Annotated in this window: 19 protein-coding genes; 10 read left to right on the top strand and 9 right to left on the bottom strand. The window is 72.1% G+C overall.

All coding sequences use genetic code 11. From position 1 onward, the window contains the following. Nucleotides 1-74 precede the first annotated feature (74 nt). The 4 genes from LL648_RS31060 (at nt 75) to LL648_RS31045 (ending at nt 3,349) form a co-directional block, all read left to right on the top strand. Nucleotides 75-710, top strand: coding sequence for a DUF47 domain-containing protein (locus LL648_RS31060; protein WP_232666340.1), 636 nt, complete (start codon nt 75-77; stop codon nt 708-710). After that, entirely contained in the window at nt 710-1,708 is a 999-nt protein-coding gene (locus LL648_RS31055; RefSeq protein ID WP_232666339.1) for an inorganic phosphate transporter, read from the top strand. The genes LL648_RS31060 and LL648_RS31055 overlap by 1 nt, the downstream gene beginning before the upstream one ends. 62 nt (nt 1,709-1,770) lie before the next feature. Beyond that, on the top strand, nt 1,771-2,439 hold the full coding sequence (locus LL648_RS31050; RefSeq protein ID WP_232666338.1) for a class I SAM-dependent methyltransferase: 669 nt from the start codon (nt 1,771-1,773) through the stop codon (nt 2,437-2,439). A gap of 37 nt (nt 2,440-2,476) precedes the next feature. Then, the gene (locus LL648_RS31045; protein WP_232666337.1) at nt 2,477-3,349 is read left to right on the top strand and encodes an alpha/beta fold hydrolase; all 873 of its coding nucleotides are present in this window, start codon (nt 2,477-2,479) and stop codon (nt 3,347-3,349) included. A gap of 153 nt (nt 3,350-3,502) precedes the next feature. On the opposite strand, the gene LL648_RS31040 is transcribed toward LL648_RS31045, so the two are convergent. Together LL648_RS31040 and LL648_RS31035 are read right to left on the bottom strand one after the other, a co-directional pair. Continuing rightward, nucleotides 3,503-4,741 (bottom strand): M24 family metallopeptidase, encoded by a 1,239-nt coding sequence (locus LL648_RS31040; RefSeq protein WP_232666336.1) that lies wholly within the window; start codon nt 4,739-4,741, stop codon nt 3,503-3,505. Continuing rightward, a complete protein-coding gene (locus LL648_RS31035) occupies nt 4,738-5,682 on the bottom strand; it encodes an NAD(P)-dependent oxidoreductase (RefSeq protein ID WP_232666335.1) in 945 nt (314 codons plus the stop codon). Before LL648_RS31035 ends, LL648_RS31040 begins: the two co-directional genes overlap by 4 nt. 147 nt (nt 5,683-5,829) lie before the next feature. Here LL648_RS31035 and LL648_RS31030 point away from each other — a divergent pair, with 147 nt between their 5' ends. Beyond that, nucleotides 5,830-6,846: a LacI family DNA-binding transcriptional regulator gene (locus LL648_RS31030; RefSeq protein WP_232666334.1), complete on the top strand. Its 1,017-nt coding sequence runs from the start codon at nt 5,830-5,832 to the stop codon at nt 6,844-6,846. Here the strand turns inward: LL648_RS31030 and LL648_RS31025 are convergent. Genes LL648_RS31025 through LL648_RS31010 form a run of 4 tightly spaced genes read right to left on the bottom strand, consistent with a single transcriptional unit; the run spans nt 6,838 to nt 11,513 of the window. Further along, nucleotides 6,838-7,566, bottom strand: coding sequence for an ABC transporter ATP-binding protein (locus LL648_RS31025; protein ID WP_232666333.1), 729 nt, complete (start codon nt 7,564-7,566; stop codon nt 6,838-6,840). The genes LL648_RS31030 and LL648_RS31025 overlap by 9 nt on opposite strands. Then, nucleotides 7,563-9,407: a branched-chain amino acid ABC transporter ATP-binding protein/permease gene (locus LL648_RS31020; protein ID WP_232666332.1), complete on the bottom strand. Its 1,845-nt coding sequence runs from the start codon at nt 9,405-9,407 to the stop codon at nt 7,563-7,565. The genes LL648_RS31025 and LL648_RS31020 overlap by 4 nt, the downstream gene beginning before the upstream one ends. After that, complete coding sequence (locus LL648_RS31015) at nt 9,404-10,285, bottom strand: branched-chain amino acid ABC transporter permease (protein ID WP_232666331.1); 882 nt, start codon at nt 10,283-10,285, stop codon at nt 9,404-9,406. Before LL648_RS31015 ends, LL648_RS31020 begins: the two co-directional genes overlap by 4 nt. Before the next feature lie 7 nt (nt 10,286-10,292). Then, the gene (locus tag LL648_RS31010) at nt 10,293-11,513 is read right to left on the bottom strand and encodes an amino acid ABC transporter substrate-binding protein (RefSeq protein ID WP_232666330.1); all 1,221 of its coding nucleotides are present in this window, start codon (nt 11,511-11,513) and stop codon (nt 10,293-10,295) included. A 196-nt stretch (nt 11,514-11,709) separates the two neighbouring features. Here LL648_RS31010 and LL648_RS31005 point away from each other — a divergent pair, with 196 nt between their 5' ends. From LL648_RS31005 to LL648_RS30985, 5 genes are all read left to right on the top strand, one after another. Beyond that, complete coding sequence (locus LL648_RS31005) at nt 11,710-13,068, top strand: 2Fe-2S iron-sulfur cluster-binding protein (protein ID WP_232666329.1); 1,359 nt, start codon at nt 11,710-11,712, stop codon at nt 13,066-13,068. Continuing rightward, entirely contained in the window at nt 13,065-15,161 is a 2,097-nt protein-coding gene (locus tag LL648_RS31000) for a molybdopterin cofactor-binding domain-containing protein (RefSeq protein ID WP_232666328.1), read from the top strand. Before LL648_RS31005 ends, LL648_RS31000 begins: the two co-directional genes overlap by 4 nt. Nucleotides 15,162-15,242: 81 nt before the next feature. Then, entirely contained in the window at nt 15,243-15,854 is a 612-nt protein-coding gene (locus LL648_RS30995) for a DUF998 domain-containing protein (RefSeq protein ID WP_232666327.1), read from the top strand. A 431-nt stretch (nt 15,855-16,285) separates the two neighbouring features. Then, the gene (locus LL648_RS30990; protein ID WP_232666326.1) at nt 16,286-16,690 is read left to right on the top strand and encodes a YciI family protein; all 405 of its coding nucleotides are present in this window, start codon (nt 16,286-16,288) and stop codon (nt 16,688-16,690) included. Continuing rightward, nucleotides 16,687-17,919, top strand: a complete 1,233-nt coding sequence (locus LL648_RS30985) for an RNA polymerase sigma factor (protein ID WP_232666325.1) — start codon at nt 16,687-16,689, stop codon at nt 17,917-17,919. The genes LL648_RS30990 and LL648_RS30985 overlap by 4 nt, the downstream gene beginning before the upstream one ends. Here the strand turns inward: LL648_RS30985 and LL648_RS30980 are convergent. Genes LL648_RS30980 through LL648_RS30970 form a run of 3 tightly spaced genes read right to left on the bottom strand, consistent with a single transcriptional unit; the run spans nt 17,903 to nt 21,488 of the window. Further along, nucleotides 17,903-18,652 carry a hypothetical protein gene (locus LL648_RS30980; protein WP_232666324.1) on the bottom strand — a complete coding sequence of 250 codons (750 nt, stop codon included), beginning with the start codon at nt 18,650-18,652 and terminating at the stop codon, nt 17,903-17,905. The genes LL648_RS30985 and LL648_RS30980 overlap by 17 nt on opposite strands. After that, nucleotides 18,649-20,661 carry an alpha-galactosidase gene (locus LL648_RS30975; RefSeq protein ID WP_232666323.1) on the bottom strand — a complete coding sequence of 671 codons (2,013 nt, stop codon included), beginning with the start codon at nt 20,659-20,661 and terminating at the stop codon, nt 18,649-18,651. Before LL648_RS30975 ends, LL648_RS30980 begins: the two co-directional genes overlap by 4 nt. Then, entirely contained in the window at nt 20,658-21,488 is an 831-nt protein-coding gene (locus LL648_RS30970) for a carbohydrate ABC transporter permease (RefSeq protein ID WP_232666322.1), read from the bottom strand. The genes LL648_RS30975 and LL648_RS30970 overlap by 4 nt, the downstream gene beginning before the upstream one ends.

Genomic DNA, 21,488 nt, shown 5'->3' with positions numbered 1-21,488 from the left:
TCACCGTGTGGAACTGCGCCGCGTGACCGGATGTCCGATTTGGTCACGCGGCGCAGTCACGGTAGAGAGACGCCATGGCATTCAGATTGTCCCCTCACGAGCGCGGGTTCTACCCGCTGTTCACCCAGGCCGCGCAGAACATCGCGGCCGGCGCGGACCTGCTCGCAGAGCTCGTCGCTGCCGACCCCGCGGACCGCGCTGCGTTCGCGACGCAGGTCAAGGACGCCGAGCACGCGGGTGACACGCTGACCCACGACATCATGATCAAGCTCAACTCGACCTTCGTCACACCGTTCGACCGCGAGGACATCTACCGTCTCGCGTCCTCGCTCGACGACGTGATGGACAAGATCGAGGAGGCGGCGGACCGGATCGTGCTCTACCGCCTCGACACGCTCCCCTCCGGCATCGCGGTCCAGTGCCGGCTGCTGCAGCGCTGCGCGGCCGCGACGGCGGAGGCGATGCCGCGCTTGGAGAAGCTGGCGCAGCTCAAGGAGTACTGGATCAACGTCAACTCGATCGAGGAGGAGGCCGACGACGTGTACCGCACGCTGCTGGCCGACCTGCTCGCCCCGGCCGACGCGAGCCCGCCGACCGCCGTGCTGACCGTGCTGAAACTGAAGGAGGTGGTCGAGATCCTCGAGGACGCCGCTGACGCCTTCGAGACGGTGGCGAACACCGTCGAGAGCATCGCCGTCAAGGAGTCCTGATGGAGCTCGCCGCGATCATCCTGGTGATCGTCGTCGCGCTCGCGTTCGACTACACCAACGGTTTCCACGACGCCGCCAACGCCATCGCCACGTCGGTGGCGACACGGGCGCTCGCCCCGCGGACGGCGCTCATCATGGCCGCCGTCATGAACCTGATCGGCGCCTTCCTCGGCACGGAGGTCGCCTCCACCGTCGGCAAGGGCATCATCGCCCCGCCGCAGGGTGATGCCGGGCTGCTGGTCGTCCTCGCCGCGCTGATCGGCGCGATCGTCTGGAACCTCGTCACGTGGTACTTCGGGCTTCCCTCGTCTTCGTCGCACGCGCTCATCGGCGGGCTCGTCGGGGCGGCCCTCGCGGCCGCGGGCGGGGTGCAGTGGGCCGGGGTGATCGACAAGGTCGTGATCCCGATGGTCCTCTCCCCGATCGTCGGGTTCGTGCTGGCCGGCCTGGTCATGACGGCGCTGCTGTGGATCTTCCGGAAGGGGCGGCCGGCGCAGCTGACCCGAGGATTCCGGCACGCGCAGACCGTCTCGGCCGCGGCGATGGCGCTCGGCCACGGGTTGCAGGACGCGCAGAAGACGATGGGCGTGATCGTGCTCGCGCTCGTCGTCGGCGGCTACCACGAGGGCTTCGAAGTGCCGTGGTGGGTGGTGCTGCTGTCGGCCGGCGCTCTGTCGGCCGGCACGTACGCCGGCGGGTGGCGGATCATGCGGACGCTGGGGCGGCGGATCATCGACCTCGACCCACCCCGCGGGTTCGCCGCCGAGATGACCGCCTCGGCCGTCCTGTACACAACGGCCTTCGCCTTCGCCGCCCCGATCTCGACGACCCAGACGATCACCTCGTCGATCCTCGGGGTCGGCGCGACCAAACGCCTCTCCGCCGTCAGGTGGAACGTCGCCGGCAACATCGCCGTGGCCTGGGTGCTCACGCTGCCCATGGCGGCGCTGGTGGCCGCGCTCGCGTACTGGGCCCTGTCGTTCCTGCTACCCGGGTGAGAGTTTGCTGAAGCGGCAACTGGAGTTGTCAGTTCGGCCGCGTTGCGCGGAGAGTCGGTCGCATGGACACCCGCCACGAGCCGTTCTCCGCGTCGGCCGAAGCAACCAATGCCGCCCGCCCCAGCTTCGCCCGCGAGTACTGGGACGCCCGCTACTCCGAGGCCGACCGGATGTGGAGCGGCAAGCCGAACGCCGCGCTCGTCGAGGAGGTCGAGGGGCTCACGCCCGGTAGCGCCCTCGATCTGGGTTGCGGGGAGGGCGGCGACGCGATCTGGCTGGCCAGGCGGGGATGGCAGGTCACCGCGGTCGACGTCTCCGGGGTCGCGCTGCGCAGGGCCGCCGCGCACGCCGAGGACGCCAAGGTCGTCGGGCGCATCACGTTCGAGCGGCACGACTTCGCCGAGTCGTTCCCCGCCGGCGCGTACGACCTGGTCAGCGCCGCGTTCCTGCACGCGCACACCGGCCTGGCCCGCGACGACGTCCTGCGCGCCGCGGTCGCCGCCGTCGCGCCGGGTGGAGTGCTGCTGGTGCTCAGCCACAGCGGCGAGGGGCACTGGGAGGGCGAGCACGTCGTGCTGCCGACCCCGCAGGAGACGCTCGCCGCGCTGCAGCTGCCCGACACCGGGTGGGAGGTGCTGGTGTGCGACGAGCACGTCGCACACCAGGTGCTGCCCGACGGCGGGCACGGGCCACGCGCCAACAACACCGTCAAGGTGCGCCGGACGACGTGAAGCGTTTCCTCGTGATCGACGCGGGGCACGTCGACGTATGTTCGACACCTTCGCGTTGGAGCGGATCGACGTCGGCCCGGTGCGGCTGCGGGTTCGCCACGGCGGGTCCGGGCCGCCCGTCGTCCTCCTGCACGGTCACCCGCGCACCCACACCACCTGGTACGACGTGGCGCCACGGCTCGCGCAGCGGCACACCGTGGTGTGCCCGGACCTGCGCGGGTACGGCGAGTCGTCCAAGCCGCCCACCACGGCCGACCACGAGCCGTACTCGAAGCGGGCGATGGCCGCCGACGTCGTCGCGCTGATGCGCGCGCTCGGGCACGAGCGGTTCGACGTGGTCGGGCACGACCGCGGCGCGTACGTCGCCTACCGCACCGCACTCGACCACCCCGACGCCGTGCGGCGGCTCGTCGTGCTCGACGCGGTGCCGCTGCTGGAGGCGCTGGAGCGCTGCGGCGAGAAGTTCGCCGCAGCGTGGTGGCACTGGTGGTTCTTCGCCCAGCAGGAGAAGCCCGCCGAGCGGGTGATCTGCGCCGACCCGCAGACCTGGTACAACGCCTGGACCAGCAACGGGCCCGCCCGGCTCGGCCCGCAGAACCACGCCGACTTCCTCGCCGCGATCGGCAACCCGGCGACCGTCCACGCCATGGTGGAGGACTACCGCGCCGGCCTCGGCATCGACCGGGCCGCCGACGCCGCCGACCGTGACGCGGGCCGCACCATCACCTGCCCGACGATGATGCTCTGGTCGACGCGCGACGACATGGAGGAGCTGTACGGCGACCCGCTCGCCGTCTGGCGCCCGTGGTGCCCGCAGATCGTCGGGCACGGGATCGACTCGGGCCACCACGTCGCCGAGCAGGCACCCGGCCCCCTGGCCGCCACCCTCCTGGAGTTCCTCGCCGACTGACGCGCGCAACACCGGAACTTCCCCACCGTTTTGCCAACCTGCAGACCTCAGAGGGCGTGCAAGTTGGCAAAACGGTGGGCAACTTCCCCATCGTTTTGGGTGGATGCGCGCCCTGGGAGCGCGCAGGTGCCCAAAACGGTGGGGAGGTTGCGGTCAGTACGGGTTCGCGACGAACAGCTCCTGGGCCGGGAAGCGGGTGAGGATCTCGACCCCGCTGTCGGTCACGACGACCTCCTCCTCGATCCGCGCCGCGGAGAACCCGTCGGTCGCGGGGCAGTACGTCTCCAGCGCGAAGACCATGCCCGCCTGGATCTCCACCGGGTGCTCGAGGCTGTTCAGGCGGGAGATGATCGGCCGCTCGTGCAGGCCGAGCCCGAGGCCGTGCCCGAACTGGAGCCCGAACGCCGCCATTTCGTCGGCGAACCCGAACTCGGTCGCCGCCGGCCAGACCAGCGCCACCTCATCGGTGCCGACCCCGGGTTTGACCATCTCGATCGACGCGTCCATCCACTCCCGCGCCTTCGTGTACGCGTCGCGCTGCGCGCCCGTCGCGCTGCCGACGCCGAACGTGCGGTAGTAGCAGGTGCGATAGCCGTTGTAGCTCTGGATGATGTCGAAGAACGCCTGGTCACCCGGCCGGATGAGGCGGTCGGAGAAGTTGTGCGGGTGCGGGTTGCACCGCTCGCCCGACACCGCGTTGATCGCCTCGACCTGGTCGGAACCCATCTCGTAGAGCCGTTTGCTGGCCAGCGCGACGATCTCGTTCTCCCGGATGCCGGGCTTCAACGCCTCGACGATGTCCTGGTAGACGCCGTCGACCATCGCGGCCGCCTGCGACAGCAGCACGATCTCGTCGGGCGACTTGATCTGGCGCGCGTCGAGCATCAGCTGCTGCGCGTCGACGACGTGCAGCCCCTGCCGTTGCATCTCGAACAGGAACGGCGGCTCGACGATGTCGACCCCCACCGGCGCGTCGGCAACCCCGGCCTGGGTGAGCAGGTCCTTGATCTGCGTGACGGCCTCGCGCATGAGCCCAGCCTCGGGCGCGATCGCCCCACGCAGCCCGAGCATCCCGGCGCGGCAGTTCTCCGGCGCGAGCCACGGCGAGTACAGCTGGTGGTGGCGTGCCGCCGACCCGAAGTCCCACAGCATCGGCTCGCCGCCGCGGGTGAGCAGCGCGTAGCGGGTCATCTTGTCGCCGAGCGCACCCCCGATCCACGTCGAGGTGGTGTAGCGGATGTTGTAGAAATCGAACAGCAGGAACGCGCCGCACTCGCTCGCGTCGAGCGACGCCCTGGCCCTGGTCAGCCGGTACTCGCGCAGCCGGTCGAAGTCGACCCGCATCTCGAAATCGACACTGCCGTGTCCAGGCGCGGCGATCGGCCTGGTCATGCCTCGTCCGCGCCGGCGCGTCCCGCCAACCCGTCGTCGACCGGCACGTCCTCCGCCTCCAGCGCCATGCCCGAGCGGCGGGCCTGCTCCAGCAGCAACGTCGCGAAGTCCTCCTCGGTGTAGCCGGCCCCGATCGCGGACGACACCAGCTCCGCCGCGGTGGCCGCGACCGGCATCGGCACGCCCAGCTCGCGCCCGGCCGCGAGCCCGAGGTCGAAGTCCTTGCGCAGCAGCGGGTTGGTGAACGTCGGTGCGAAGTCGAGGTTCACGAACGCCGGCGACTTGTAGCGGGTGAACACCGAGCCCATCACCGAGTCGTTCAGGAACTCCAGGAACGCCGCGCGGCTCGTGCCGCCCTTCTCGGCGAGCACCGTGATCTCCGCGAGGGATTGGGTGACCACCCCGAGGAACACGTTGTGGCAGATCTTCACCAGCCGCGCGACCTCGTCCTCGCCGACGTAGGTGACACCCCGCCCCAGCTCGCGCAGCAGCGGCTCCGTCCGGTCGAAGACCGCACGCGGACCCGACACCGCGAGCGTCAGCATCCCGGCGGTGACGACCTTCGGGTTGCCACTGACCGGCGCGGCGAGGAACTCCGCCCCGCGCTTGCCGGCCTCTCGCCGCGCGGCGGCCGACGCCTCGCTCGACACCGTCGAGCAGTCGACGACGACACCCGGCGCACGACCGGGCGCGGTGAGCAGGCCGCCCTCGCCCACCAACACCTCGTCGAGGTCGGCCGAAGCCGAGACCATCACGAACACCACGTCGCGGTCGGCGAGGTCCACCGGTCGGTCGACGACGGTCGCGCCCAGCTCCGCCAGCGGCTCCGCCTTCGCGCGCGTGCGATTCTGCACGGCGACGTCGTGCCCCGCGGCGAGCAACCGCCGCACGAGCGCCGCCCCCATCCGGCCGGCGCCGATCCACCCGATGGTTGTCGCCATGCATCGACTCCGCTTCTCCATGGGCCGCGAATGCAACCGGTTGCAGTCAACGATGTGCCACATCAGCGCCCCTGTCAACCACCTCGATCAGGCACGTCCGGTGCGGATCGGTTGCTGCGGCAAGAGGGAATGCGTACGGTGCTCCACATGGACAAGCGGCCGACCATGTCCGACGTTGCGCGGCTCGCCGGCGTGCACAAGGCGACCGCGTCGCGCGCACTGAACCCCGCCACGAGCGGCCAGGTCAACCCCGCCACCGCTCGTCGCATCCTCGCCGTGGCCAAGCAGCTCGGCTACACGCCCAACACCACCGCACGGAGCCTGCGCACCAGCCGCACCCTCACGGTGGGCGTGCTCATCCCCGACCTGACCAACCCGCTGTTCCCGCCGATCGTCCGCGGCATCGAGAACGTGCTCTTCCCCCGCGGCTACACCGCGCTCGTCGCGAACACCGACAACGACGCCGAGCGTGAGGCCGCCCACTTCGACACCCTGCTCGGCCGCCAGGTCGACGGGTTCATCCTCGCCACCGGCCGCCGGACCCACCCGCTGGTCCAGTCGGCCCACGACCGCGGCATCGCGACGGTGCTGGTCAACCGCGGCACGGATCCGCCGATGTTCCCGCTCGTCACCGGCGACGACACGGCGGGCATCACGGCCGTCGTCGACCACCTCGCCGAGCTCGGCCACCGCCGCATCGCCCACCTCGCCGGCCCGGTCACGCTCTCGACCGGGCACGCCCGCACGAAGGCCTACCTGAACGCGGTCGCAGCCCACGGCATCCCGCCATCCGTCGTCGAGACCAGCACCTACTCCGCGCCCGCCGGGTTCGACGCCATGCGGAAGGTGCTCGACGCCGCCGACCCGTTGCCGACCGCCGTCGTCGCCGCGAACGACCTCATCGCGCTCGGTGCTCTGCGGGCGATCCGCGCGCATGGCCTCTCCTGCCCCGACGACATCTCGCTCACCGGTTTCAACGACATGCCGTTCCTCGACGAGCTGAGCCCGCCGCTGACCAGCGTCCGGGTGCCGCAGTACGAGCTCGGCACGGAGTCGGCCCGGCTCCTGCTGGAGCAGATGGACGGCGGCCCGGCCGTCGCGAAGACACTCACCCTGCCCGTTCGGCTGGTGCTGCGGGGGTCGACGGCACCGCCGTCACGCTGAAGGCGCGCCGCCGAGATAGAGCGTAGCGATCTCCGGGTTGGCGGTGACCTCCGCGGCCGGCCCGTGCAGGCGCACCGTGCCACCCTCCATCACGACGCCGTGGGTGGCGAGCCCCAGCCCGAGCCGGACGTTCTGCTCCACCAGCAACACGGTCGCGCCGTCGGCGTTGAGCTGCTTGATCAGCGCCGCGACCGCGGCGAGGCTGCGCGGGTCGAGGCCGAGCGACGGCTCGTCGAGCAGGATCAGCGACGGGTCGAGCATGAGGCAGCGCGCGATCTCGACCATCCGCCGCTGCCCGCCGGAGAGGTTGCCGGCCGGGTCGGCGGCCCGTTCCGCGACCACCGGGATGCGCTCGACGACCTCCGCGTAGCGCCGGCGCAGCAGCTGCCGCTGCCGGCGGATCAGGTAGCCGCCCATCAGCACGTTCTCCCGCACCGACATCGACGCGAAGAGCGCGTTCGACTGCGGCACCTGCGCGACGCCGCGGCGCAGGATCTCCTCCGGGTCGCGGCCGCCGATCGGCTCGCCCGCCAGGGTCACCGTGCCGGCCCGGGGCCGCAGCAGCCCCGAGACGACCCGCAGCACCGTCGACTTGCCGGCGCCATTGGGCCCGACGATGCAGGTGACGGTCGCCGGATGGCACACCAGCTCGACGCCCTGCAGCACGTCGCCGCCGCCGTAGCCCGCGACCACCCCGGACAGCTCCAGCGCCGGGCTCACTTCAGCACCTCCGCGACCGCGGGCGAGGCTCCGTCGGACCAGTCCTCGCCGAGGTACGCGTCGAGGACGACCGGGTCGTTGCGGACGATGTCGGGCGGGCCGTGGGCGATCACGCTGCCCCTGGAGAAGACGACGACCGGGTCGCACAGCTCCAGCACCATCGGGATGTTGTGCTCCACCACCAGGAACCCGACCCCTTGAGCGTTCAGATCGCGCACGATCTGCGACAGGCGGGCGACGAGGCTGGGGTTCACGCCGCCCGCCGGCTCGTCGAGCAGCACCAGCTTCGGTTCGGTCATCAGCACCTGCGCGAGCTCGACCAGCTTCTGCTGGCCGTAGGAGAGCGCACCGGCCGGGGTGTCGGCGAACCGCGCCATGCCGACGAACGCCAGCAGCTCGCGGGCACGCTCCGCCTCCCGGCCGTCCCGCGCGTCCGCGACCATCGTGCGCCACCTGCCGTCGGGCATCGGCGCCACCATGTTCTCCAGCACCGTCATGGAGCGGAACAGGCGGGTGAGCTGGAACGTCCGGCCGAGCCCGAGGTGGCCCCGCTGCCAAGGCGGGAGCCGGTCGATGCGGGTGCCGTCGAACCGCACCTCGCCGGCGTCGGCCCGCATCGTCCCGGTGACCAGGTTGAACAGCGTGGTCTTCCCGGAGCCGTTGGGGCCGATCAGCGCCGTGATACTGCCGCGCGGCACCGTCAGGTCGGCGTTGTCGACGGCGACGAGCCCGCCGAACCGCTTCGTCACCCCGCGCACCTCCAGCAGCGGGACGTCGTGCTGGACGGGCCCTGGCTCGACGGGCACGGGCTCGACGCGGGGACGCAGCTCGTACCGACCGGCGGAGAGCGCGCCGCCCTGGTCGGTGTACTCGATCGCGACGGGGTGGCGCCGTCGCCACCACGCCTGCACGACGGGCAGCAGCCCGGCAGGCAGGAAGAGCACGACCACGACGAGCGCGCCGCCGAACAGCAGCACCCGGCTCTGCGCGCCGCCGCCGTAGACGGTCGCCAGCTCGGCGCTGATGCTGACGACGAACGCCCCGATCACCGGCCCCCACAGCGTGCCCCGGCCCCCGACCAGCGCCGCGAGCACGATCATGACGCTGCCGAGCACGTTGAAGGCGCCGACGGGGTTGAGGAACGTCAGGAAGTACGCGTAGACCGCGCCGGCCATGCCTGGGAAGAACGCGCTCGCGGCGTACGCGGTGATCTTGAATCGGGTGGTGTCGACGCCGATCGACGCCGCCTTCCCCTCGTCCTCGCGGATCGCCACGAGCCCGGTGCCGAACCGGGTGCGCCGGATCCACGCGCTGAACGCGACGCCGGCCAGCATCAGCACCAGGAACGCGACGTAGAAGGGCACGTTCTGGATGTCGCGCGACCAGGGCGGCAGGGGCAGCGTGATCCCGTCGGAACCGTTGGTCAGGGCGTCCCAGTTCACCGCGATCACCTGTGTGGCCAGCAGCAGCGCGATCGTGATGATCACGAACGCGTGCCCGCGGGTGCGCAGCACCACGGCGCCGGCGAGCACCGCCGCCACCACGGCGACGATGCCGCCCAGCGGCGCCGCCAGCAGCGGGTTGAGCCCGATCCGGACGCTCAGGACGCCCGCGGTGTACGACCCGAGCCCGACGAACACGCTGTGCCCCAGCGAGACGTAGCCCGCGTACCCGGAGATGATGTTCCACCCGACCGCCTGGATCGCCAGTAGGAACGCCAGCAGCAGCACGGTCTGCGGGTAGATGTCGTACGGGCGGATCACGGGGTAGAGCGCCAACCCGGCCCCGAAGAGCACCGGCAGCAGCCACGGCCGCCGGGCGAACGCGGAGAACACGCTCACGTCGCCACGTCCTCGCGCAGCCGGGTCCCGAAGATCCCCTGCGGCCGCACCAGCAGCACCCCCATGATCACGACGTAGAACACGAGCGTCGACCACTGCAGGCCCAGGTAGGTCGCCGTCAACGTCTCCGCGAGGCCCAGCACCAGCGCCCCGACAAGCGCGCCCGGCAGGCTGCCCATCCCGCCGAGCACGATGATCCCGAGCAGCCGGGAGATCCAGTCGTAGTGCGAGGCCGGGAAGAACGGGTACAGCACCGAGAGCACCGAGCCCCCGACGCCGGTCGTCGCGATGCCGATGGCGAAGGCGAGCGCCGCGGTCGACGCAGCGCTCACCCCCACCAGCGCCGCACCCGTGTGGTTCTGCGACGTCGCCCGGATCGCCCGGCCCGTCCACGTCCTGGTCAGCACGACGTGCAGCAGGCCGAGCACGACCACCGCCGTCAGGAACCCGAAGACGTGCGGCTTGGGCAGTGCCATCCCGGCGATCACGAACGACTCGTCGAAGTACTCCGGTGTGGCCGAGCGGAACACGTTGCCGCCCGTCACGTTGAGCACGCCCTCGACGACCAGCGCGATCCCGAACGTCAGCAGCACCGACATCGAGACCGAGGAGCCGCGGATCCGCGAGAGCACGGTCCGGTGCAGCACCCACCCGAGCCCGAACATGAGCGGCGTCATGATCAGCGCCGCGAGGATCGGGTCGAGCCCCGTGCGCGACCACAGCCACCACGTCAGCGTGGCCACCATGATCAGGAAGGCGCCGTGCGCGACGTTGACGACGTGCATGACCCCGAAGATCAGGGTCAGGCCCGAGGCCATCAGCGCGTACACCCCGCCGACCAGCACGCCGAGCACGAGTGCCTGCACCAGCTGCGTCACGTGAGTCCTACTTCCATCCCGGCTTCGGGTGCACGATCGTCGTCGTGGTCGCCCGGTCGGCGGGCGCGACGATCTCGACCCTGCCGTTCTGCCATTGCGCGAGCAGGAACTGCGACTGCGGCGCGCCCGTGGCGTCCCAGCTGAGATCACCGAGGATGGTCGTCACCTTGTTGGCGTGCAACCAGTCGGCCAGCGCCTTCTGGTCGATCCGCCCGACGGCCTCGACGGCGGCCTGCAGCACCTGCGCGGCCGCGAACGCGTCGGCCGCGTCCTCGGCCGGAGCCTCGTTGTTGTAGAGCTCGGTGTAGCGCCGGACGAAGTCGGCGTTGAGCGGCGTCTCCGCCCGCTCGTTCCAGCTCACGGTGTAGAAGACGCCCTCGGTGTTGGCCTCGCCGACGCTGCTGCTGTACTGCCCGGCGAAGCTGGGCGCGTTGCTCTGGAAGAGCATCTTCGGCGAGAAGCCCAGCTGCTGCAGCGAGCGGGCGAGCCCGATGCCGTCCTCGAACTGCGAGCCCTGCGCCACCAGGTCGGGCGCGGCCTGGGCGATCGCGCTCGCGACCGGCTGGAAGTTGGTCGTCTCCGGCGGGTAGATCGCCGAGTACACAGTCCGCACGCCGAGCGCTTCGAGATCGTGCTGCATCGTCTCGATGATCGGGGTCGTGAACGGGTCGTCGAGGAGCGGGTAGGCCGCCGTCGCCGGCCGCTGGTCGGCCGGCAGCGACTCGATCCACTTGACGAACACCTCGGCCTGCCGCGGCGCGGTGGCGGGCTGCGCGAAGAACAGGTAGTGGAAGCCCTGCTCGAACATCCTCGGTGCCCCGCCGGCCGGCTCGACGAAGAGCATGCCGTTCTTCTCCGCGACCGCGGAGGCCGGGTAGTTCAGCAGCGAGGAGAACGTGCCGAGCAGCAGGTCGACGCGGTCCTGCGTGATCAGGCGCGTGTAGTTGGCGACCACCGTGTCCTGACTGCTGGCATCGTCGACGATCGACAGCTGCACCTGCCGGCCGAGCAGCCCACCCTTGGCGTTGATCATGTCCTGCCACACCTTGTAGCCGCGCTCGGCCTGCTTGCCCGGCTGCGAGAACTCCCCGGTGAGCGGGAGCGAGACGCCGATCGTGATCGGCCCGGTGCCGCCACCCGCCGACGGCGGGGTGCCGCACGCCGCGAGCGACGCGGCGATCAGCGCTCCGATCAGGCCTAACAGGGTGCAACGGAGTCGGTTGAGCACAGAACCTCCTTGGTCCGGAGGACCGCGGCCGCAATCGGTTGCGGTCTCTGGAATGATGGGACCCTCGGTGAGGGGTGTCAAGACAGCAAAGCCGGTAGGTGTTTATGCAGATCAGAGCAGTCGAACAGGATGTCGAAGGCGAAGGTAGCGGAAGGCAACCGGTTGCGGATAGCCTTCGAGTTCGGGAGGTCGGCCAATGACACAGAAGATCCGGGTCGGGACGTTCAGCCCCTCCGTGCTGCTGTCCGTCGCGGCGGAGAGCGGAGCGCTCGCCGCCGCGGAGCTCGAAGTGGAGGAGGTCGCGGCGACGTCATCCCCCGCGCACTTCCGCGAGCTCGTCGCCGGCACCATCGACGTGTCGCTGACCAGTCCCGACAACCTCCTCGCCTACCGCTACGTCGACGCGAACCCGCTCGGCGGCACGTTCGACGTGAGGATCCTCGCGGCCGTCGACGGCGGGCTGGGGCTCTCCCTGTTCGCCGGGCCCGGCCACGAGGACGTCGACGACCTGATGGGGCTCCCGCTGGGCGTCGACGTCTCCGTCTCCGGCTTCGCCTTCGTGGCCTACGAGCTGCTCGCCGGGCAGGGCCTGCACGCCGGCATGGACTGCCCGGTAGTCCCGCTCGGGGCCACCCCGCGACGCGCGGAGGCGCTGCTCGCCGGCCGCTGCGCGGCCACCGTCCTCAACGCCGGGAGCGACCTGCGCGCCGAAGGGCAGGGCGCGCGGCGGCTGGCCAGGGCGTCGTCGCTCGGCCCGTACCTCGGCACCGTCCTCGCGGCGCACGGTCCCGTCGTCGATGCCGACACCGGGCGCCTGTGGCGCTTCACCCAGGTCCTGGTGGCGACCGCCGCGCGGCTCGCCGCGGGCCAGCTGCGCGAGGAGGCCACCCGCAGCGCGATCAGCCGCCTCGGGCTCGACGACCTCGCCGCGCGGCGCTACGTCGAAACGATCGTCGACCCGGTCGAGGGGCTCGTGCCCGACGGGAAGGTCGCCAGGGAGTCGATCGACACGATCGTCGGGCTGCGCAACCGCTACTCCAGGTCCGACAGTTCGCTCACCACCGAGAAGGCGCTGGCCGGCGGGCTCGTCGACGACCGGTTCCTCGGGCCGGGGCTCGCCTTCCGCGTCAACGGCGACCCGGTGGTCTCCCCCGCTCCCGGGGCCACGGCGCTGATCCACGTGCTGCGCAACGACCTCGGGCTGGTCGGCACCCGTTTCGGCTGCGGCAGCGGGCTCTGCGGGGCGTGCCTCGTGCTCGTCGACGGGCAACCGACGCCGGCGTGCGACACCCCGCTGTGGTCCGTGCGCGAGAAGGACGTCGTCACCGTCGAGGGGTTGGCGCCGCACCCGGTGCAACAGGCGCTGGTCGACGAGCAGGCCGCGCAGTGCGGCTACTGCATGAGCGGGATCGTCGTGAACGCCGCGGCGCTGCTCGCGGCCGAACCCGCGCCGAGCGAGGGTGCGATCCGGCGCCACCTCGACCGCAACCTGTGCCGGTGCGGCGCCCAGAACCGGGTGGTGCGCGCGGTGCGGCGGGCCGTGGAGATGACGTGATCTCCGCGCCCCTCTCGCGCACCCTGCGCGCGAACCCCAACATCTCGACGTGGCTCGGGTTCGCGGAGGCCGGCACGGTCGAGGTGCGCTCCGGCAAGGTCGAGCTGGGCCAGGGCATCCTCAGCGCGCTCGCCCGGATCGTCGCCGACGAGCTCGACGTCGCGATCGACCAGGTGCTGATGGCACCGGCGAGTACCGACGCCGGGCCCGACGAAGGCCTCACCGCGGGCAGCCTCTCGGTGCAGGACTCCGGTGAGGCGTTGCGGCAGGTCTGCGCCGAGGCACGGGCTGCGCTGCTCGACGCCGTTGCGGCGAAGCTGGCCGTCGCCGTCGACGACCTCACGGTCGCAGAGGGCACCGTCACCGCGGGCGACGGGCGCTCGATGACGTACTGGGACATCGATCCGGACGTGCTCGATCGCGACGTCGAGGGGCTCGTGGAGCCGAAGCCGCCGAAGCCGCCGGAGCCCGGCGCAACGACGGCCCGGCTGGATCTCCCCGACAAGGTGTACGGGCGGCCGCGGTTCATCCACGACCTGCGGCTCCCCCGCCTGCTGCACGGCCGGGTCGTGCGCGCACCCGCGCGCGGCGCCGTGCTGGCCGGTCTCGAACCGGTCGAGCTGCCGTTCGGGGTCACGGCGGTCCGCGACGGCAGCTTCCTCGGCGTCGTCGCCGCACGCGAAGAGGTGGCGATCGACGCCGCGGCAACAGTGGCCGACGCCGCGCACTGGCAGCTCCCCGTGGAGCCGTTGCCCGATGAGGACGACCTGCCGACGTGGCTGCGCGCCGGTGCGGCGGTCACCACGACACTCAATGGGCCCGCCACCGACGGCCGGCCGCCCGTCGCCGAGGTGCGCACGTCCTACAGCCGCCCCTACCTCGCGCACGGCTCGATCGCCCCGAGCTGCGGGATCGCCGTGTGGGAGGGCGACTCCGTCCGGGTCTGGAGCCACACGCAGGGCATCCACCCGTTGCGGGGCGCGATCGCCGCCGCGCTCGGGCTGGAGCGTTCCGCGGTTGCCGTGGAGCACGTGGAGGGCGCCGGGGCGTACGGGCACAACGGCGCCGACGACGCCGCGTTCGACGCCGTGCTGCTCGCGAAAGCGGTGCCGGGCCGGCCGGTGCGGGTGCTCTGGAGCCGGGCCGACGAGCTGGCGGCCGGCCCGCTCGGGCCCGCAATGGTCGTCGACGTGACGGCCGGGGTCGACGCCGCGGGTGACGTCGTGTCGTGGCGGCACGAGACCTGGAGCCAGGGCCACACCGCCCGGCCGGGTTACGCCGGCACCCCCGGCCTGCTGGCGGCTGCGGCGATGACGGGCGGGATGCCGCCGGTGCCGTCGGTCGACCCGCCGGCGCCCGCGCACGGCGCGCTGCGCAACGCCGAGCCGATCTACGCCTTCCCCGACCGCACGGTGCTGGGCCATCGGGTGCTCGCGACCGAGCCGCGGGCGTCGGCGATCCGCGGGCTGGGCGCGTTCCTGAACGTCGTCGCGATCGAGGGCACGATGGACGAGCTCGCGGCGCGCGCCGGCTGCGACCCCGTCGCGTACCGGCTGCGGCACCTCGACGACCAGCGGGCACGTGACGTGCTCGAACGTGCCGCTGCGAACGCGGGATGGGCGGACCGGCAGGGCGGCGACGAGGTCGGGCACGGCATCGCAGTCGCCCGCTACAAGGGCACCGGGGCCTACTGCGCGGTGGTCGCGGAGGTGGAGGCCGTGCACGAGGTGGTGGTGCGGCGGCTCGTCGTCGCGGTCGACGTCGGGCGGGTGGTGAGCCTCGACGGCGTCGTCAACCAGATCGAGGGCGGAGCGGTGCAGGCCACCAGCTGGACGCTGCGCGAGCGGGTCCGCTTCGACCGCAGCACGATCACCAGCACCGACTGGGAGACCTACCCGATCCTGCGGTTCAGCGAGGTGCCGCCGGTGTCGGTCGAGGTGATCGACCAGCTCCTGTTGCCGAGCCTCGGTGCCGGCGAGGCCGCGCAGGGCCCGACGGCCGCCGCGATCGTCAACGCGTTGCGCGACGTCCTCGGCGTCGCGGTCCGCGATCTTCCGCTCACCGCCGAGCGGGTGGCCGGGGCGCTTTCCTGACCCGTCTGGGGGTTCGCCCTACCGGGCATCGGGGGCCTTCCGGGTGGCCGCGCGCAACCCGTTCGGGCCAGTATCGATGCCATGACCACCCCGCTCGCGCCGCGGCTGGCCGCCATCTCGCCCGCCCACCTCGCCACCGCAGGCTTCGCCGTGGCCGGCGTCATCATCGTCATGCTGGACGTGCAGCAGCCCGCGGAGGCGGTCACGAACACGATCAGCGCCTACGCGACGAGCGCCGTCAAAGCGCTCTACGTGGCCGCGCTGCTGGCGACGTGCGTCGGCGTGACGGCCGCCGTGGCCAGGGCGGGCCGAGCGGTGATCGCCAGCCGCCCCGCCGACCTGCTGCTGCTCACGCTCTGGCCGCTCGGCATCGCGGTGGCGACGGTGTTCGACGAGCAGGTCAACACGCTCCCGGGCACGATCCACAACGTCGCGGTCGGCACCGCAATCGTCGCCGTCCACCTCGCCGCGGTCCGGATGGGCCGCCGCTTCATGTCGTGGCTGCTGCTGCCCACCGCGGCCGCGGGCTTCGCCTGCATGGGCGTGCTGCTCGGGCTGATCATCGTCGGCACCGTGACAGGCGCTGACCTCCCCGTCGGCGTCGCCGAACGGGTGCTGGTCGCGGTCAGCGGAGTGCTCGTGATCGGCACGCTCTACGGCCTCCAGCGCCATGCGGCGCCGTGGCGCGTGTAGGGATCTTCGAACCACCCATCGCAGGCTCCGGAACACGGGATACGCCCGCCGAAACGCGGGACTCGCCCACTGAAACGTGGGACTCGCGCGCTGGAACGTGGGACTCGCCGTGCCGGAGGTGGCGACTCACCGTGCCGGAAGTGTCGACTCACCCGCTGGCGGGAGCCCCCACGCCGGCCCCCCAGCCGGCGCGGGCTCCCCCCACGATCGGCGCCGCGTCCACCGCTGTTGTCAGCGGCGGCGCGGCACCGGCCGCGTCCCCCTACTTCTTCTTGCTCCCCCACGCGAAGAAGCTTCCCCCATCCCACCCCTGCGCGGCACTGCCCGGCCGATGACAAGGGCGCGCCGGTCCGGCAAGCGTTTCCTTACGGTTCGGCAACCCCGCCGTCGGGGCCACGGCCTACGGTGATCCGGACCGAGAAGGAGCGCACATGCCCAAGTTCATCCTGCTGACCAGGCACACCGCCGCCGACGTCGACCTGCCGCCGATGACGGAGTGGGATCCCGCCGACGCCGCGAAGCACATGGAGCGGCTGATCGCGATCAACAACGCCCTCGCGGAGAACGGGGAGCTGGTCGAGGCGCTGGCGCTGGTCTCGCCGGAGCTGGCGAAGGTGGTGCGGGCGGGTACCCCGAGCGCGCCCGTGGTCACCGACGGGCCGTTCCCGGAGGCCAAGGAGATGCTCGCCGGCTACCAGATGATCGACGTCGAGTCGGAGGAGCGCGCGCTGGAGATCGCCGCGATGGTGTCGTCGGCGCCCGGCCCCGGCGGCGTCCCCATCGGGCAGCCCATCGAGGTGCGGCAGGTGATGGGCATCGTCGGCGAGGACCTGTGACGCAACCGGTCGAGCACCTGCTGCGCGAGCTCGCGCCGCAGGTGCTCGGCCCGCTCGCACGCCGCAGCGGCGATTTCGCCGCGGCCGAGGACGCCGTGCAGGAGGCGTTGATCGTCGCCGCGGAGCACTGGACACGCCACGGAGTCCCGGAGCACCCGCGCGCGTGGCTGTACCGGACCGCGGAGCGCAAGCTGACCGACCTGTTCCGCAGCGAGCAGGCCCGGCGGCGCCGCGAGGAGCTGGTGGCGCTGGAGCCGCCCGCGCCGCCGGTCGACGACCACGACGACACGCTCGACCTGCTGTTCCTCTGCTGCCATCCGACGCTCACGCCGGCGTCCGCGATCGCTTTGACGCTGCGCGCGGTCGGCGGGCTGACGACGGCCGAGATCGCCCGGGCCTTCCTCGTGCCGGAGGCGACGATGGCGCAGCGGATCAGCAGGTCGAAGGCCCGGATCAAGGCCGCGACCGCCGAGCTGCGCGCCCCTGGCGAGCGCCTCGAACCCGTGCTGCGGGTGCTGTACCTGATGTTCAACGAGGGCTACGCCGCCAGCGCGGGCGACGACCTGCAGCGCGTCGACCTCGCCGCCGAGGCGATCCGCCTGACCAGGACCGCCCACGCCCTGCGTCCGGACGACGGTGAGGTGGCCGGCCTGCTCGCGCTGATGCTGCTCACCCACGCCCGGCGCGCCGCCCGCACCGGCCCCCTCGGCGAGCTGGTGCCGCTGACCGAGCAGGACCGCTCCCGCTGGGACGGCACGATGATCGCGGAGGGCGTCGCGCTGATCACCGAGACGATGGCGCGCGGCGTCGTCGGCGAGTACCAGCTGCAGGCGTCGATCGCCGCCGTCCACGACACCGCCACCAGCACCGACACGACCGACTGGACGCAGATCCGGATGCTCTACGGGCTGCTCGCGCAGCTCACCGACAGCCCGATGGTGACGCTCAACCTCGCGATCGCCGAGGCCATGCTGCACGGCCCCGAGGCCGGGTTGCGGCTGCTGGAGCCGCTCGACGAGCAGCTGCCCGGCCACCACCGGCTCGACGCCGTGCGCGGCCACCTCCACGAAATGCGAGGCGACACCACCACAGCCGCGAAGCACTACACAGCGGCCGCAAAAGCCACCACGAACCTCCCGGAGCAGCAGTACCTGACAGCCAAAGCCGCGCACGCCCGCCGCGTCGACAACGACGTTCTGGCTGATGTGAGCGCTAACAAACAGCCATAACGTCGTTGTCGACGGTGACCTCCCAGGCCGGCCGGCCGTCCGCGCCCAGTTCGGCGGGGGTGCCGGACAGGTCCGCGGACGTGCCCAGCATCGGCTCGATCCCGATCGAGCGGTACGGCGCGCCGGCCGGCCAGCCGCGCAGGTTGCGCCACACCAGCAACGAGCAGGTCGCCTCGCCGTGCGTCACCCGCCAGCGGAACCGGAGCCGGTCCCTGGCGTCGGGGCCGTCGACCACCGTCACCTGCGAGCACCCCGGCAGGAGGGCGGCCACGGCGGTCCCGTCGTCGGGGCCGAGCCGGTCGAGGCCCGACGGCCACGCAACGGTGCCGCCCGGCCCGTCCAGCAGCACCGCCGACTCCACGCCGGGCGCCTCCACCCACGACGACGGCGAGACGTCCAGCAGCGCATGCACCGCATGCACGAACGGCGTGCCCGGCGGGCCGGTCACCTCGTAGGCCACCCGGCCGCCGTCGATCTCGCGCGCCAACCGCAGCGATCCCGTGCGCACGGTGCCGCCGTACCACGGCCGCGTCCACACGTCACCGTGGTCGGGCACGCCCCGCACGGTCGGGAAGCACTCCTCGACTCCCCCGGCGTCGACGAACTCCGCGCCCGGCGCCACCAGCAGCCGCGCCCGCGCGACCGCCGGGTCGGGGTGGCGCCACAGCCACTCCCGCCCGTCGAGCAGCAGCGACGTCCACCGGCCGCCGTGCGCGGGATCGGTGACGATCATGCGAGCCGGTCGAGCACGACGACGTCGCAGTCCGGCGCCAGCGCGAACGGCACGGTCAGCCCGCCGACCCGCAACGCCGCACCGTGCAGCACCTCCTCGCCGAACCGGTACTGCGCGCCCGGCTCCAGCCCGGCGAGCCGCACCCGCACCGGCCCATCACCGGGCCGCCGCCACACCAGCACGACCACCCGTGAGCCCGCGGTGTACTGGACGGCGTAGTGCGCCTCGCCCGGTTCGCCGAGCCGTGTCACGTCGCCGGCGTGGATCACCGGCCGGAGCTCCCGGTACAGCGCGACCAGCTCACGCGCACGATCGCTCGTCGCGGTGTCCCAGGCGAGCAGGTCGCTGCCGATGCCCAGCACACCGGCCATCGCGACGACGAACCGGAACTCGAGGCTCGCGGGCGCGGTGTCGAGCCGGTCCGGCTCGTCGGTGACCCACGAGCTCATCACCGAGGGCGGGTAGGCGGAGAGGAAGCCGTGCTGGATCGCGAGCCGGCCGCGCGGCCCGGTCTCGTCGCTCGGCCAGACGACGTCGCTGAGCGCGAGCACGGCGTTGTCGATCCGCCCGCCGCCGCCCGCGCACGCCTCGACGGTGACGTGCGGGAACTCGTCGCGCAGCAGCCGCATCAGCCGGTAGTACGCGCGGGTGTGCGCGATCGTCCACTCCCGACCGTGCGGGCCGCCGGGGCGGCCGCCGTCGGTGACGGCCCGGTTCATGTCCCACTTCAGGTAGCTGATCGGGTGCTCGGTGAGCAGCCGGCGCAGCATCGCCGCGGCCCACGCCTCCACCTCGGGACGGCCGAGGTCGAGCACGTACTGGTTCCGCATGGTCGTCAGCGGCCGGTCGCCGGCCCGGTACACCCACTCCGGGTGGGCCCGGTACAGGTCGCTGTCGGGGTTGACGGCCTCCGGCTCCACCCACAGCCCGAACCGCATGCCGCGCTCCAGCACGCCCGCGACCAGCGGTTTCAGCCCGTCGGGGAACTTCTCGGGGTCGACGTGCCAGTCGCCGAGCCCGGCGCGGTCGCTGGTGCGCCCGGCGAACCACCCGTCGTCGACGACGAACACCTCGGCGCCGATCCCGGCCGCGACGTCGGCCAGGGCGAGCTGGTGCTCCACCCGCACGTCGAACCCGGTCGCGTACCAGGAGTTGTAGACGACAGGCCGGTCCCCGGGCCGCGCGAGCGTCCCGCGCTGGTAGTCGTGCCACGCGTTCGCGAGCCCGGCCGCCCCGTCGGCGCTCCAGACACCCAGCATCCGCGGCGTCTCGTAGCCATCGCCGGGCCCGAGCGTGATCACCGTCGACTCGTCGTCGACACCGGCGCTCACCCGCACGACGTCGCGGAACGGCACCGCGTCGACCTGCATCCGCCACGAGCCGCTCCAGGCGAGCGCGACGCCGTACGCCTCGCCGGGATCGGCGCGCGAGCGCAGCGCGACGACCGGCGAGTACTCGTGCGACGTGACACCCTGCCGGCTGCCCAGCCGCAGCTGCCCGGCCGGCAGGTCGACCTCGGCGGGGGTGAACTCCCGCGACCACGTCCCCACCAGCTGCGTGACCCGCGCGCCCGGCCCGACCGGAACATTCCACCCAGCGGTGAACGCCCTGGTCAGCGCCACCTCGTGACGGGTCGAGCGGATCCGCGCCCAGCGCTCGACGACGTCGTGCTCCAGTGAGGTGCGCCAGTGCAGCACCACCTCGATGCCGGTGTCGTCGTCGGCGAGCTCGGCGCGCAGCGACCCGTCAGCGTGGGTGACGGACCGCAGCTGCAGCCGGGCCCCGTCGACCGGGCCCTCGACCAGCAGCTCGCTGGTCTGGGTGTACCGCGTCCCGGCCGCGGCGTACTCGAGCGGCGCGACGTCGGCCGCGGTCTCGAACGATGCCCGCCGCACCGACGGCCGCTCCGGCACCCGCGCGGGATCGCCCCAGTGCTCCAGCACGAGCCCTTCGGGCGCCTCCGCGACGACGTAGACCGACCGCGCCGTCCGCAGCTCGTAGCGGCTCACTTGTTCGACCCCACCAGCAGCCCGGAGACGAACTGCTTCTGGAACACGAAGAACACGATCGCCGTCGGGATCGCCGCGACCAGCGAGCCGGACGCGATGACGTTCCACGCGCTGGAGAACCCGCCCTGCAGGTTCAGCAGCGCGGCGGTCACAGGGAACTTCGTCTCGGTGCGGAGCACGGTCATCGCCCAGATCAGGTCGTTGAAGATCCATGTCGTGGCGAGCGCGGCCAGCGCCGCGAGTGCCGGCCGGCACAGCGGCAGCACGATGCTCCAGAACGTGCGGCCCGCGCCGGCGCCGTCGAGCACCGTCGCTTCGAACACCTCCGCCGGCAGCGAGCGCATGAACCCGTGCAGGACGAACGTGTAGAAGCCGAGCCCGAACCCGACCTGCACGACGATCACCGCGAACAGCGTGTCGTAGATCCCGAGCGACTGCGTGATCCTGGAGACCGGGATCAGCAGGATCTGCGGCGGCAGCAGGTTGCCGGCCAGCATGACCAGCAGGATCGTGCGCCGGAACGGGATCCGGAACCGCGAGAGCGCGAACGCCGCGACCGCTGCCAGCGCCAGCGAGGCGATCACCGCGAACACGGTGACGATCGCGCTGTTCACCAGCGCGGCGCCCAACCGCCCGCCCGCGAACGCGGTCACCAGCCCTTCCAGCGAGAAGCTCGCGGGCAACGCACCGAGGCCGCGCGCGGCGATGTCGTCGAAGCTGCGGACGGCGACGAAAACGACGAACACGATCGGCGCGAGCCAGAGCAGCGTGAACGGCACCATGATCACGTGGAACCAGGCCGGGCGCGGCCGGTTGATCACGCTCAC

Origin of the sequence: Pseudonocardia sp. TRM90224, from assembly GCF_021245725.1 — a bacterium.
In the GTDB taxonomy this organism is placed as follows: domain Bacteria; phylum Actinomycetota; class Actinomycetes; order Mycobacteriales; family Pseudonocardiaceae; genus Pseudonocardia.
This window is presented reverse-complemented; position numbering and strand designations above follow the sequence as displayed.